Genomic DNA, 15,811 nt, shown 5'->3' on the forward strand with positions numbered 1-15,811 from the left:
AATTCATCCACGTGGTTATTGTCGTAACGAGTATTGATTGAGAGGAGTAAGAAAATGACACTTTTAAAACTAATAGCAGTAACATGTGAGTATAGAAACAATCCGCTTGGATTGGATATAAAAAGACCACGTATTAGCTGGAAAATTGAATCAGATAGACGAGGAACAATGCAAACGGCCTATCAAATTCAGGTGGCGTATCAAGCGGATTTTAATGAAATCTTATGGGATTCAGGGATTATTCAATCAGATGAATCTATTCACATTGAATATGGGGGTCCCGTCTTAACTCCTCGAACAAGGTATTTCTACCGAGTAAAGGTCTGGGACAATTTTGATCGTGAAACAGAGTGGAGTGAAACAGCTTGGTGGGAAACTGGACTGCTAACTTCCGATGAGTGGAAAGCAGAGTGGATTACACCCGATCCAGCCGGAATCGATCCGCTGAGTGAGCCGGTATTTCTATTAAGAAGAGAATTTACTCTAAAACCCGGTATTACCTCGGCTCGTATTTATGGCACTGGTGTAGGATTGTATGAATTATATTTAAACGGAGAACGCGTCGGCGATGAACTACTCGCTCCAGGTTGGACGAGCTATCATAACCGGCTTCAGTATCAGACCTATGATGTAACTGAGCAACTTCTAGCTGGTTCCAATGCGATTGGAATAATGCTGGCAGATGGCTGGTATAAAGGAAATCTCGTCAAGGAAAATAACCGCAATATTTATGGAGATCGACGGGCTGCTTTCTTTCAACTTCATTTAACCTATAGCGACGGTACAGAAGAGGTCATAGTAACAGACAATACATGGAAAGCTTCCACAGGACCGATCTTATTTTCGGAAATCTACCATGGAGAAACGTATGATGCAAGGCTTGAAAAAGAAGGCTGGATCAGTCCGAATTTTCTTGATCAGGAGTGGAAAGGTACGATCATTCAAGATATGCCTATTACCCATCTGGTGGCACAAGAAAATGTACCTACTCGTGTAACAGAAGTGCTGAAACCCATAGACACGTTTGTTACACCTGCTGGTGATACGGTCATCGATATGGGGCAAAACATGGTCGGCAGAATTCGATTGAAAGTGAAGGCTCCTGCAGGAACTCGTATTTTCTTAAAGCATGCGGAGGTTCTAGATAAAGACGGAAACATTTACTTTGGCAATCTAAAATTTGCCAAGCAAACAGTAGAGTATATAACAAAAGGTGAAGGGATCGAGACCTATGCTCCCCATTTTACATTCCAGGGGTTCCGTTATGTGAAAGTAGAAGGATATCCCGGACAGGAAAACGGTTTGCCACTTGAAAATTTTGTGGGAGAGGTTATCCACTCAGACATGGAGAGAACAGGCGGATTTGAGTGTTCCGATCCATTGGTGAATCAGCTTCAGAAAAATATTGTTTGGGGACAAAGAGGAAACTTTTTAGATGTACCGACAGATTGCCCGCAGCGCAGTGAACGGCTGGGGTGGACGGCGGATGCACAAGTCTTCATTCCTACAGCCCTATTCAATTATCATGGTGGTCCATTTTTCACAAAGTGGCTCAGAGATTTAAAAGCTGATCAGCTTCCAGACGGCAATGTGCCGTTTGTCATTCCGAATGTAGAGGGTGGAAAGGGTTCTGCCGCTTGGGGAGATGCAGCGACGATTATTCCATGGACTGTTTATCAGACTTACGGAGATAAACGTGTACTTGCTGAGCAATTTGACAGTATGAAAGCATGGGTAGAATATATCCGCAGGCAGGGCAAGAATGAATATCTCTGGAATACAGGTTTTCATTTCGGCGATTGGTTAGCCCTGGATGCGAAAGAAAATAGCTTTGTTGGCGCCACGGCAAGAGATTTTATTGCAACCGTCTTTTATGCCCATTCAACTAGGATTCTAAGAGATGCGGCAGAGGTCCTTGGGAAATTAGAGGAAGTTCAGGAATATAGTTTCTTATTGGATAAAATTATTGCTCAATTTAATGATGAATTTGTTTCGCCATCAGGCAGACTGGTGTCTCCAACACAAACAGCCCATGTCATTGCGCTAATGTTTGATATGGTGGACGGAAAAGCCAAAAAACGGACAGCCTATGAGCTAAACCAATTACTCATTCAAAATGATTATCATTTGAATACAGGATTTGTCGGAACACCGTATATCAGTTTAGCACTTTCAAAAGGTGGATATCATGAAACAGCCGTCAAATTATTAATGAAGGATGATTTCCCGTCCTGGTTATACCAAGTGAAAAAAGGAGCCACAACCGTTTGGGAACATTGGGATAGTATTAAGCAAGACGGTTCGTTCTGGAGTGACCAAATGAATTCCTTCAATCACTATGCATATGGTTCGATTGGAAATTGGATGTATAAAGTCGTAGCAGGAATCGATTTGGATCCAGCAATACCGGCCTATAAGAAGATAAAAATTGAACCAAAATTTGCAGGAATTTCGTTTACTCAAGCAAAAGCTGCTTTTGAATCCATGTATGGAAGGATTTTATCAGCCTGGAAATTGACGAATGAAACAGTAGAGATCGAGGTTGAAATTCCTGCTAATACAACAGCAGAGATTCTATTGCCCAAAGCACGTCTTGCTGATGTGTTGGAAGGAAATAAACCATTGGTTGCAGGGGATATTCATTCATACATGGAAACAAACGAGGGTGTGCGTCTCACTGTAGGTTCTGGATCTTATCATTTTAGGTATCAAAACGAGAGTGGATTGAGACCAAACTTTACTGAAGATACACCAATTATTGATTTCCTTGATTATCATGAGGCGGTTGCTATTTTAGAGAAATTTGCGCCTGGGATCACAAAACCACCTGCTATTTTTTCAACAAAAGCTAGAGGCTTGAAAGAATTGGCGGAATTACAAGAGGCGAATCTAACAGCTGATAAGGTTAAATCCATTCTTAACGAGTTAAAAACGCTGGAATTGGAAGCTGTTTTAGTAGAATAAAATAGATGAAAGCCAATCGCATGTTGTGATTGGCTTTTTATAGCGGTGTTGGGGGATTTGTTAATAATTTCTGGATATTGTTAATAAGGTATCAAATCTCATTAATAAATCCCAGGATTTGTTAATATCGTAACAAATTTTGTTAATATCTCCCCAAAATTTGTTAATAAAGCGTTAAAGCAGTAAAGTAAAGCCAAAAAAAGCACCAACTGAGGTGCTCTTTTTTGGCTTCTACTTAATTTTCTTACTATCTACAGGTTTCTTTTTAAAGTCACTAGGGGATTTTCCCATGTATTTTTTAAATTGCCTTGAAAAAATAAAAGGATCATGATATCCAACATGGCCGGCTACAATTTTAACAGAATAGCCCTCTGTTAATAGACGTTCGGCTAGATGAAATTTGGTTTGTAGACGATACTGTTTCGGAGAAATTCCAACAGATTCTTTAAATAATTTTCTTAGTTTTTCATAACTCATATGAAAGGATGCCGCAATCTCTTCTAACGATTTATCCTCGTAAAGCATATGTTTTGTCCCTGAAATGATCGTTTCGATGTCTTTGCTTTGATTTACAATGTTTTCCCGGTGCAAATTAATTAATAGTTTTTGCGTATTAAACAGAACTTCGGGAAGCTCAGCCGTTGTGGTTGTCTTTAACTGGAGAATTAAATCAATGAACCATTGCTCTAGATAAGGTTTTAGGTTTAATTCAAAAACAGGAGCTACTAGATTTAGCAGTTCTAGAGAAGCTAGTGAATGAAAAGTGGATTCACCGATACTTACATGAAATTCATACCAAGGCTCGGATGAATCTATGATTAAAGAATATCTTTTTCCTGGCAGTTGCTGACAAAGTGAATGTGCTGAAAGTGGATAGACTTGTCCCGTTTCCAAATCTATCAAACACCCTGAACCCTGAAGTAAAACAAAACAGTTGTAGTATTCATGACTAATCATTGTAGGTAATTCATTTCTATTTCTAGTCACAAATCCGCAAGATAAAATGCCATTTTTTATATCATTCGTTAAGTAGCGAGTAAATGTATCTGTCTTCGTTGGTTTAATCAATTCTATTACTCCTCATATCGGTTCTCCAAAAATAACATGTTAGTTTAAGATTACAACCTTATAAAATATAAATCAAAGGGTTTTTTATAATGATTCATACCAAAAATAGCATGAAATTTATGAGGAATGTTATGTGTTCCAAAAGTAGTTGATGATAAGCTTTTATTGTAAGAGGTCACTAAAAACTAACTAATGAAGGTGTAAAAATGAGGAAAAAAAATCTGGACTCAAATTGGAAATTTAGTTATTCCACAGGCAACTCTAGTAAGGATAAACGAGGAAAAGCATACAAAGATACGGTCAATCTGCCACATGACTTTTCTATTGGATTAGATCGATCAGAATCAGAGGGATCGAATGAAGCAGGAGGTTTTTTTTCAGGGGGAATTGGCACCTACGAAAAAGAGATCTTTTTCAATGAAGAGGAGAAAGAAAGAGTATATATCCTGTTGGTAGAAGGCGCATACATGAATGCGGAGGTCTACATCAATGGTCATCTGGCTGCTTTGCATCCCTATGGTTACACCGAATTTAAAGTAGATTTAACCGAATACATTCGCCTTGGTCAAAAGAATAAGCTGCGTGTCGTTGTCAATAACAATGCCATGCCTAATTCTAGGTGGTATAGCGGTTCAGGATTGTACCGACATATACAGCTTCTAACAGCGGAAAAACTTTATATTGATCCATGGGACCTATTTGTTGTTACTGAGGATTTTAATGAGGATAAAGCAATTGTAAAAATGGAGGCAACGGTTACAAATGCGCTTTCTGTAGATGAAAGCATAGAATTTCAGACTATTATTTATGACCCGCAGGGTAATGAAATTTTTACAGAAATAAAGAGTGGCATCGCTCGCAGAGAAGGAAAAACCAACTTTAGCTCTCTCATCCCTATGGAAGTACCTCAATTTTGGTCTACTGAGAAACCTTATTTATATAAGGCTCGAACAAAGGTTTATAAAAATGGCTCTTTGATGGATGAAACGGAAACAACCTTTGGAATTCGCTCTATTTCTTTTGATGCAAAGAATGGATTTCGTTTAAATGGTACTTCTTTGAAATTAAAAGGAGGGTGTATCCACCATGATAATGGTCCACTTGGGGCAGCTGCATTTGACGTGGCGGAGTATCGAAAAATCCGTCTTTTAAAGGAACTGGGATACAACGCCATCCGTACGGCACATAATCCGCCATCACGTGCACTGCTAGATGCATGCGATTATTATGGAATGCTAGTCATTGATGAGCTGTTTGATTGCTGGCGTCAAAAGAAAAATGCCTATGATTATCATCTGTATTTTGAAGATTGGTGGAAACGAGATGTGGAGGCAACTATTTTACGAGACAGGAACCATCCTTCGGTTATCATGTGGTCCATTGGAAACGAAATCGGTGAACGGGATGGCAATTCAGATGGAGTACAGATTGCAGAGGAACTCTGTGCGTATGTCAAACAACTTGATCCTACAAGAGCTGTTACAAATGGTGTAAATGCAATCTTCTTGGATGCGGGTGAATTTGGAGGGATATTGGCCAACATCTTTAATGGCAGCGCTGGTGATCTTTCTGAACTGCCACCGGAAGTTCACGAACTTTTAAAAGAGTGCGATCGCGTGACGGCTGAGTGGGGAGAAATAACAGAACCCTTCTGTAAGCCTTTAGATGTTGTCGGGTATAACTATCTTGATAGCCGGTATGGAGGAGATGGCCTGAAATTTCAAGACCGAGTAATTTGCGGAACAGAATCCTATCCCAAAATGATGGCATCTGTGTGGAAAAAGGTGGAGGAAAATCCCCATGTCATTGGTGATTTTTCATGGACAGCGATTGATTATATTGGGGAATCCGGGATTGGACGCAGTTTTTATGATGAGACAGGAAACCTGTTTGGAGATTATCCGTGGCACATATCAAATTGTGGGGATTTAGATATTTGTGGGTTTATCCGTCCACAGGGAGAATATCGGAAAATACTTTGGAATAAAAGTAAAGAACCTTATTTAGCGATACTTAAACCGGAACACTTTGGAAAAAAAGAAATAGTGTCTGCTTGGGGCTGGAGCGACGTCGTTCACAGCTGGAGTTTTCCAAAGCATGTAGGACAAAAGGTTCGCGTTGATATTTACAGTAATGCTGAAGAGGTTGAATTGCTTATTAATGGAAGCAGTATTGGAAGAAAAACAGTAAATGAGGAACTAAAGGCCAGTTTTGATGTGGACTATACACCGGGTTCCATTGAAGCATTAAATTATAGAAATGGCAGGAAAGCTGAGATTGATAGAATTGAAACCTGCGGGGATCCGTATTCTTTACAACTCGAAGTAGAAGAAGAGAATTGGGATTCAATAAACACTGATGATTTGAAATACATTACCTGCAGTATTAGGGATAAAAATGGATTATTAGTTCCATATGCAGAACATTTGGTAAAGATAGAAGTTAGTGGAGCAGGGGAGCTTGCCGCAATTGGTACTGGAAATCCCGTATCAGAAGAAAGTTATAAGGAGTTTTTTAGAAAAGCCTATAATGGGAAATTGTTAATTGTTGTAAGAGGGAAAGCGGAGGGAAAAGCTATCATTTCGGCAAGTTCGGAAGGTATCAGAGAAAACTCTATCGAGATACAGATGAACCATCTCCTTTATTATAGAATAGACTGACTGACTCTTAGGACATTACTCAGGGACGATTCTTCAACATGAAGGTCGTTCTTTTTTTTAAAAACAAGTTTGTGAAAGTTGTCCTTACATTAAATAGGTGCTTGAGTTTAGTAATGGCGCAGCATTCGGATTTCCAGAAGGGCTATCCGTTGCGGGAGACGATCCACGCGCAAGGGTAAGTGCAGTATCGACATTGTGTTATCTCGTATTCCTTGTTGGACCGCCTTTTTTGGTGTTGTTAGAGGGGATTTGTTAATATGGTACCGAATTTTGTTAATATCACTTGGAAATTTGTTAATATCTTGCCGAAATTTGTTAATAAAGCTTAAAGCAGTAAAGTGAAGCCTTCTTTTAAAGAAGTTAGCTCAATTTAAAGAGCCAGTTTTAAATTGCGGATAGGCGTTTGTGGAGCGCCTGTCCTTTTTTGACTAAAAACAAAAATATATGTGTTTGTTTTCCAAAAAAATATGATATAGTTATAGTGATAATAAGTGAAAAACAAATATAAAACAACATAAATAAAAATAACGCGTAAGGAAGGGGCAGAACAAGTGCTGGTAGCAGAAAGACAAAAAAAGATCGTTGAATTGGTCAATGAACGATTAAGCATTCGGGTAACGGAGCTCAGTAAAATTTTCTCCGTGACGGAAGAAACCATCCGCCGGGACCTTGAAAAGCTGGAAAAAGAAAATTTATTAATGCGTTCTCATGGCGGTGCAGTCAGTATTGAAAAGGACCAGGGGGAGGTTTCTTATTTAGAAAGAGAAATAACGAATGCGGAACAAAAGAGAGCGATTGCTGCGGCAGCGGTTCGTTTAATTGAGCCAGGTGATCAAATCGTATTAGATGCTAGTACTACCGCATGGTATGTCGCAAAAGAATTGTCCGATATGCCGCTGACCGTTTTGACAAATTCGATTAAGGTTGCGATTGAACTTAGCAAAAAAGAACAGATCAAAGTGATTTCAACTGGTGGAACCTTACTCTCACAATCATTATCATATGTCGGACCGTTAGCAGAGCGATCCCTAAGCATGTATCACGTCAATAAAGCGTTTCTATCCTGCAAAGGGGTCCATTTAGATAGAGGATTAAGTGATTTTAATGAATCACAAGCGTTATTAAAAAAACAGATGATGGAAATTGCTGATGAAACGATTTTAATGGTGGACTCAAGCAAATTTGGAACACGTGCCTTTTCAAGAATCTCACCTGTTTCCAATCTCGACTGGATTATTACTGATTCAAAAATAGAGAAAGAAACTAAAAACGAGTTGGAAGACAACAATATCAGATTATTAATTGTAAACTAACAGACCAATATCCGGTCTGTTTTTTACACTTTTCGACACATACATGTATACTAGAAAAAATAAGTAATTCCGTTAAGATGGGTGACCGAAATGAATTTTACCTATGAAATCATCGAAATGAATAAAGAACTCCCCTTGCACATCTTTTTAAACAGTGTGGATTATGTATCAAACCATTGGCATGACAGCATCGAGATCATCTTTGTCCTTAAAGGAAAAGTGAATGTGTCTGTCAATGATAAACGGTTTGAGTTAAATGAAAAAGATGTCGTTCTCATTAATGCAAACGATATTCATGCGATTCAGCACCAAGATGAGAATTTATTACTTACGATTCAGCTGCCAATTCCCGATTTAAAAGAAAATATCAAAGATGTCGATTCCTTCGTTTTCTCATGTAAATCTTTTCTATATGATGAACATCATCAAGAAGAGTTTAATGAACTGCGTTCAATGTTAGCTCAGATGATGTGGGTAATTAATAAAGAAAGTGAAGGATATGAATTACAAATAAAGTCCCTTTATTTTCAGTTAATTTATTTGCTGATGAAAAACTTTAAAGAAGAAACAGAAAAGGAAAGCAAGCTTTCCAGTCAAAAACATATTGAGAGGTTACTAAGGATTACCTCCTATGTAAAAGACAATTTTAAACAGCCGATTACTTTGAATGAGTTATCCCAGATTGAATTCTTGTCCGTCCATTATTTATCAAAGTTTATCCAAAAACACCTAGGGATGCCTTTTTCAAAATATGTGGATAGTATCCGGCTTGATCATGCAGTGAAAGATATTGTCTTTACCGATATACCGCTCACGCAAATTGCCCTGGATAATGGATTTGCAAGTGTTAAGGCTTTTAATAGAGCTTTCAAGGAGTTTTATCAACAGACGCCGAGTGAATATCGCCGTGCGGTGGAAATGGAACCAAAGAGAACGGAAAGTAATAAGGTAACACTTGCTAACTATGTGGAAATTGATAAAACACAGGCCTTCGATCAGCTATTTGCGTTTTTACCGTCTAAAGAACAATCATTAGTAGTTGAAAATAAAGCCGTTTTGAAAAAAACAATCAAAATTAATGTGGAAGAAAAGGCGGATAAACTTAACCATACATGGAAGAATCTTATGACAGTTGGTAAGGCCAAAGAGTGCCTTTATACCGATATTCAAAACCAAATCAAGCAGGTGAAAAAAGCGACTAATTTTAAATATCTGCGTTTTCATGGGATCTTTGATGATGAAATGATGGTTTATGGGGAAAATGAGCAAGGGATTCCTGAATATAATTTTCTTTATACAGACAAGTTAATCGAATTTTTGCGGAGCATACATGTAAAGCCGTTTGTTGAGTTAGGATTCATGCCATCAGAATTGGCCGCTAGCCATGAAACGGTATTTTATAAAGAAAGCAATGTAAGTAAACCAAAGGATATCGAGAAATGGAATAACCTTTTAATGGCGTTTATTCTCCATTATGAGAATCTCTACGGGCAAGATGAAGTCCTTCAATGGTATTTTGAAGTGTGGAATGAGCCTGATTTTTATGTATTTTGGCGGGGGACGTTCGAAGAATATTGCCTATTATATAAAAATACTTACGAAACCATTAAAGGGATAAACCCCCTTTATAAAGTAGGGGGACCAAGTATTGTTTCCATTAATAATAGTGACTGGCTGCAGCAGTTTTTAAATTTTTGTAAAAGAGAAAATTGTATTCCTGATTTTATCTCCTTCCATAATTACTCACATGACGAAATGGATATAAATAAGAAAAGGAATGTAACGAATGATCAAGCCATGGAATCCGGTTATATTTCAAGGGATGAACACTTCTTGAAAAACCGAATAGCTGTTCTGAAGAGGAAATTAGCAGAGAATCATTTAAACGACATTGAGGTTCACCTTACGGAATGGAACTCTACGGCCTATCACCGAGATTTAACAAATGATACTAGCTTCAAAGCCGCTTTTATAGTGAAAAATCTCGTGGAAAATATTGATGCCATTCAAAGCTTTGGCTATTGGACGCTAACCGATTTAATTGAAGAAAGAAGAGCTTCCACGAACAGGTTTCATGGTGGATTAGGTTTGATTACGAATAATAATATTCCAAAACCTGCTTTTTTTGCCTATCAGCTGCTTGGCAGATTAGGGAATCAACTGGTTTCTCAAGGCGATGGTTACATTTTAACGAAAAATTCTAAGGGGCATCAGCTGCTTCTATATCATTATTGTCATTATGACCGGCTGTATTGTATGAACCAGCATGCAAACATTGATTTAGAAAATCGATACAATGTATTTCTTAATCAGAATCCGATTGAAATGAAATTCATTATGAATGAATTGAAAAAAGGGACATACAAAGTAAGGCAGTACCAATTAAACAGACAACATGGAAGTTCTTTTGATCAATGGGTCGAAATGGGTGCCCCTGAACTTATGAATCAAGAGGATATCGATTATTTAATCCATTCTAGTATCCCTAAACTTCAAATAAGTGAAGTGCGTATTGAGGAAGATTACATTTTAAGCACCATTCTCGGGGCTCATGAAGTACAATTATTTGAGATTGTTCCCCAAAGAACTCTTTAGGCAGGAACCCTACCTGCCTTTTTTTGTTGCAGAAAACTAGTAAAAAGGAACCATAAAAAAATGAAATGACAATTTAGGTACCTGCTTTGAACAAATATCGGATAGTGAAAAGGTTTTCATATCTCTATAATGAAGAACATAAGGAAGCGTTTCCAGCTTGATTTAGGAAAAACTAAGAGTTGTAAATTATAGGGAGGTAAGTAAGATGGAGAATACCGTGATAAATAAGACACCTTTTGGAAGATTGATCGTGGCATCAATCCTTGGGGTTGGAACTGCGATAGCACCGTTAGTACTTTTAGCATTTGGACTCATTCAATTTATTATTATTAAAATTGTTGGACCAGAACATTCAACTGCTGTGTATGGAACAGCATCTGGGATTACCGGTATAGCAGTTGTAATTTTTGGGCTGCTCAGTGGGGTTATTGCAGATAAAACCCGCGTAAAGATGGGGAGAAGGCGTTTCTGGATTATTGGAGGTAGTATCGGTGGAGCTATTTGTATGTTAGCTCTTGCCTATTCCACATCGATCCCGATGCTTGTCATTTCCTGGTGTTTAGCACAATTCTTTTATGGAATGGTTTCACTCTCCTGTTATGCGATTGTTCCAGAACAAGTAGAACAAGAAAAGTTTGGCCGTATTTCAGGTATAATAGGCGCAGCCGCACCTGCTTTCGTTATGACTGGGCAAATGTTAATGGGAGTCTTTGCAAAGTCTACCCAAAGTGAGAAGATGATTACCATGATTATTGTCCAATTGATTGGTGGTATGTTAGCGGCACTTCTAATTAAAGATAATTATTTTGCTGGATCAGAAGCAAAAAGTGAGAAGAAGTCGATTGGTATTCGTGGTTTCTATCCAAGTTTTAAAAAGCATCCTTCCTATACATGGGCGTTATTAACCAAGTTGTTTATTTATTTTACCAATGCTGGAATGAATATGTTGACTCTTTTCTATATTGCAAGATTTCACTTGAGTGAAACCAAGATTTTTCAATTAATGGGACTTACCGCACCAGCTATCGCTGTAATGGTTGTGGCAGGGCTGCTTGGTGGTTTCTTATCAGATAAAGTAAAGAAACAAAAGCCCTTTGTGATTGGAGCAGCAATTTTAACAGGGATTTGTTTAATCACATTTGCTTTCTCATCTAGCGTTACTTGGGTAATCGTTGGTAACTTTATCTTCAATTTTGGCTTTGGAATGTACAATGCCGTAGATAATGCCCTGGTAAACCGAATTCTTCCTTCCACAGAGAATGCTGCAAAAGATATCTCGATTATGAATACAACAACAAACTTGGCTTCAACACTAGTAAACTTCGCGGCGCCTGCTTTAATTGGCTTAGGAGTAAGCTTGTTTGGAGGAGATGGATATACGCTCTTCTTCTTAGTCCTTGCTGCCTTCTCCATTCTTTCAGCAGTATTTGTTCTACCAATTCCAGAAATGGAATCAAAATTGAAAGTCACGAATGATCTAAATGAAAAAGTAGTTTAATAATAATAATTGGGATGAATTATACGAGAGTATGATTCATCCTAATCGTTGTTTAAAAAGTATAATGGAAACAAAAGGAATGTTATTAAAAGAGGGAGAGATAATTACATGTTAATTGAAAAAATCCAGCTTTGGGATGAAAATGAAATGGTAACCTTACATACCTACATTCTTAATAACTCTATGGAATTTCAAAAGGACCAGCTCCGCCCTGCGGTTGTTATTTGCCCAGGAGGCGGATATTTAGGAACTTCAGATCGGGAGGCTGAACCGGTTGCGATGCGCTTTGCTTCTCTTGGATACCATACATTTGTCCTTCGTTATACTACTTATTTTAAAGAATGGGTTCAAGATTTTAATAATCCTCCTGCTCCTAATGAGAAATCAGTTTATCCACAGCCATTGCTTGATCTAGCAAAAGCAATGTTAATCATCCGTGACAATGCATCAAAGTGGTTAGTAGATACAGATAAAATTGCTGTATGTGGTTTTTCAGCAGGTGCACATTTATCAGCCAGCCTTGGTGTCCACTGGAATAGCACTTTATTAAATGAAAAGTTTAATGTCGATAACGAAGTGTTTAAGCCTAATGCAGTTATTCTTGGATATCCGTTAGTGGATTACCAGTTAATGAAGGAAAAAGTGGAAACAGAGGCTAATGAGTTTATTAAAGGGTTCTGGGAGATTTCAGGCAAAGCCGTATTTGGTTCTCCAACTCCTAGTGATGAACAACTTTCAGAGGCTAGTCCAGTGAATTATGTATCATCGCAAACACCGCCAACATTCATCTGGCACACGGCTGATGATGACCTAGTTTATGCCGAGAATTCTTTAAGATTTGCAACCAGGTTGGCAAAACATAAGGTTCCGTATGAGCTGCATGTTTTTGAAAGCGGTGTACATGGATTGTCGCTTTGTGATGAGACCACTGCGGGGGAGCCTAGCCATCTAAACGCAGAATGTAAAGTATGGTTTGATTTAGCTCATAATTGGTTGAAAAAGCATTTTAAATAGAATATCAATATAGAACCATCCGCTTTTGGGATGGTTTATGTCATTTTCTATGCTTTTCCTTATAACAATGCGGGGTCTCCTTAAACAGTTCTTTAAACTTTTTATAAAAAAAGGTAACACTGGAATAGCCTACTTCTTGAGCGATTTCAGGTATAGGTAAATCAGTATTAGACAAATACAAGGCGGCCTGGTTCAACCGTTGGACCTGGAGAAGTTCTTTAAATGATTTCCCAGTCCCTTTTTTGAGCAGGGTTGAAAGATAGCTTGGATTAAAGCCAAAGGTCTGTCCCATTTTAACAAGCGAACAATCGCGGTAATTATCCTCAATATACTTCAAAAAATCTAGTAAAGAAACCATGTCTTTATTGTCCGGGGCTTCAACTCTTGTCTGGCTGTTATTGGTACGAATTAATGTAGAAAATAAAACAACTAAATAAGAATCAATAATTTCTGCAGAACAAAAGTCACGGTCAAAAAATTCACACATGATATTCTCCATGATTTCCGTAACCTTACTGCCCGCAGGTCTAAAAATCAAGAATTGATTCTGCTTTCGGTGACTTACGAGCGATTCGATCATGAATTGAGAGATTATACTTTTCTGTGACATTCTTCTTAGAAAGCTCTGTGAAAGATAGTCCTGCTTCAGAATGATATTGATTACAATATCATTTTTAGTAGTGGCAGTTACGCTATGAGGTACTTCTTTGTTAATTAAAATTAGTTCCCCTTTATTTAAATGCACCTTTTTCCCTCTAATTAAAACGGTGCATGTTCCCCGATAGACAAACATCATCTCTATGTAATCATGCATGTGAAGAGGGATATCCGAGCCATAAGGCTGCTGAGAGATGGATATGTTCTCATCAATAGGTGTATCGTGTATATCAAATGATTTATTAAATAAATATACAAGTTCTCCATTTACCATTTCAGTAAGAGGAGTATACTCCTTTAAAACTCTTTCTTTATCAATTGGCCCTAAATGGTAGGTGTCTAAGTAGCCTTCAAGTTGTTGTCGGTCCATATGTGCTCCCTATGATTAATGATTAGAGTAATCAATTGCTAAATTTTATTATAAGTTGTTTCCTGCTATAAGTAAAAACAGTTAATAAAATGAGGTTTTAATTTTAAAAATAAATAACTATGATTCGAGCAATCAATATCTCATTTTTTAACATTATAAATTGAGTTATTGATAGTTACTATTAATTTATAAGAATTGAGATCAGGAGGTAACTATCAATGAAATATGTTTTTCCAAAATCCTTCCTTTGGGGGACGGCTACATCTGCCTACCAGGTAGAGGGAAACAATGAGAAATCGGATATGTGGGCTGAAGAATATTCTAAAGGATCGCCTTACAGAGATTATTCCGGTGATGCGGTCGATCACTACAATCAATATAAACAGGATATCGAACTCATGGCAGGTCTTGGTCTGAACAGCTATCGTTTTTCGATTGAATGGTCGAGAATTGAACCCGCGCAAGGTGTATATTCACAAAAGGAATTAGAACATTATCGTGATGTCATTAAAGTATGTAATGACAACCATATAACCCCAGTTGTCACCATGATGCATTTTACTTCTCCACAGTGGCTGATGAAACTAGGCGGCTGGAAAAATCCTGAGACGGCGGACCTTTTTGCGAAATATTGTGAGGCCGTATTCAAGGAATTTGGACATGACATTCCTTACGTCTTAACCATGAATGAAGTCAATTTACCGGTCATGTTAAAAGAGTTGTTTATTAATATGAACTTTATGCCGCCTGTGGGGGTGGATGCCAAGTCATGGACAGCTCCAGGCTGGCGTGAATCAGCTGCTGAAAAATGTGGTACAACCACCGATCAATATTTTACTTTTCATATGGCGTCTGATGAAACTTCATTAGAAATTGTGAAAGATGCCCACCGGAAGGCAAGAGAAGCGATGAAAAGGGTGAATCCATCCACTAAGGTAGGACTTTCCTTGGCGTTACCAGAAATTCAAGCTATTGAAGGTGGAGAGGAACAAGCCGCAAAAGTTTGGCATGATTACTTTGGGCAATTTAAATCTGTCATTGAAGGTGACGACTTTATTGGTATACAGAACTACACTCGTGAAGTGTATGGTCCAGAGGGACAAGTTCCGCTGCCTGAGGGAACAGAGGTAACAGCAATGGGATATGAATTTTATCCGGAAGCACTTGCTGGAACCATCAGAAATGTAGCTGCAGAGTTAGGTATCCCTGTTTTGGTAACAGAGCACGGTATTGCAACAGATGATGATAGCCGTCGGATTGAGTTTATCCGGCGAGGACTTAGAGGGCTGCATGCGTGTATCGAGGACGGAATACAAGTGTTAGGTTATCTTTATTGGTCCACATTTGATAACTATGAATGGACATTTGGCTATGAACCGCATTTTGGGATTATTGGGGTCAACCGTGAAACACAAGAGAGAGTAGTAAAAGAAAGCGGCCGTGTTCTAGGGGATATTTCTAAGAATAATGGTGTAAATGAATAGAATTAAACAGATCGATGAATTGTTTGGACAGGCTGGAAGAAAAAGCTGGCGTCCTTGTCCGAACCCGAGGGGACTTTGGACAGGCAGGAGAAAAAGCTGGCGTATTTGTCCGAAGTCGAAGCAACTTCGGACAGGGCTGAAGAAAAAATAGATGTATGTGTCCGAACCCGAGGCGACTTCGGACAGAG

9 protein-coding genes are annotated in these 15,811 nt (G+C 38.3%); 7 read left to right on the top strand and 2 right to left on the bottom strand.

Annotated elements, in window-relative coordinates; all coding sequences use genetic code 11:
- Positions 1-54 precede the first annotated feature (54 nt).
- Positions 55-2,964: an alpha-L-rhamnosidase gene (locus L1999_RS07055; protein ID WP_235742897.1), complete on the top strand. Its 2,910-nt coding sequence runs from the start codon at positions 55-57 to the stop codon at positions 2,962-2,964.
- 231 nt (positions 2,965-3,195) lie between these two features.
- Here the strand turns inward: L1999_RS07055 and L1999_RS07060 are convergent, their stop codons facing one another.
- Positions 3,196-4,032 (bottom strand): helix-turn-helix domain-containing protein, encoded by an 837-nt coding sequence (locus tag L1999_RS07060; RefSeq protein WP_235742898.1) that lies wholly within the window; start codon positions 4,030-4,032, stop codon positions 3,196-3,198.
- A 206-nt stretch (positions 4,033-4,238) separates the two neighbouring features.
- On the opposite strand from L1999_RS07060, the gene L1999_RS07065 reads away from it, so the two are divergent.
- The 5 genes from L1999_RS07065 to L1999_RS07085 all read left to right on the top strand — a co-directional run bounded on the left by L1999_RS07065 (position 4,239) and on the right by L1999_RS07085 (position 13,112).
- Complete coding sequence (locus L1999_RS07065; protein ID WP_235742899.1) at positions 4,239-6,692, top strand: glycoside hydrolase family 2 TIM barrel-domain containing protein; 2,454 nt, start codon at positions 4,239-4,241, stop codon at positions 6,690-6,692.
- 551 nt (positions 6,693-7,243) lie between these two features.
- On the top strand, positions 7,244-8,005 hold the full coding sequence (locus L1999_RS07070) for a DeoR/GlpR family DNA-binding transcription regulator (protein ID WP_235742900.1): 762 nt from the start codon (positions 7,244-7,246) through the stop codon (positions 8,003-8,005).
- A 90-nt stretch (positions 8,006-8,095) separates the two neighbouring features.
- Positions 8,096-10,600 carry a GH39 family glycosyl hydrolase gene (locus L1999_RS07075; protein WP_235742901.1) on the top strand — a complete coding sequence of 835 codons (2,505 nt, stop codon included), beginning with the start codon at positions 8,096-8,098 and terminating at the stop codon, positions 10,598-10,600.
- 205 nt (positions 10,601-10,805) lie between these two features.
- A complete protein-coding gene (locus L1999_RS07080; protein WP_235742902.1) occupies positions 10,806-12,098 on the top strand; it encodes an MFS transporter in 1,293 nt (430 codons plus the stop codon).
- 108 nt (positions 12,099-12,206) lie between these two features.
- Entirely contained in the window at positions 12,207-13,112 is a 906-nt protein-coding gene (locus L1999_RS07085) for an alpha/beta hydrolase (RefSeq protein ID WP_235742903.1), read from the top strand.
- A 40-nt stretch (positions 13,113-13,152) separates the two neighbouring features.
- Here the strand turns inward: L1999_RS07085 and L1999_RS07090 are convergent, their stop codons facing one another.
- Positions 13,153-14,139, bottom strand: coding sequence for an AraC family transcriptional regulator (locus L1999_RS07090; protein WP_235742904.1), 987 nt, complete (start codon positions 14,137-14,139; stop codon positions 13,153-13,155).
- Between the two features lie 218 nt (positions 14,140-14,357).
- On the opposite strand from L1999_RS07090, the gene L1999_RS07095 reads away from it, so the two are divergent.
- Positions 14,358-15,623, top strand: a complete 1,266-nt coding sequence (locus tag L1999_RS07095) for a glycoside hydrolase family 1 protein (protein WP_235742905.1) — start codon at positions 14,358-14,360, stop codon at positions 15,621-15,623.
- The last annotated feature ends 188 nt before the right edge of the window (positions 15,624-15,811 follow it).

The organism is Neobacillus drentensis (assembly GCF_021560175.1).
GTDB classification, from domain to species: domain Bacteria; phylum Bacillota; class Bacilli; order Bacillales; family Cytobacillaceae; genus Neobacillus; species Neobacillus drentensis_A.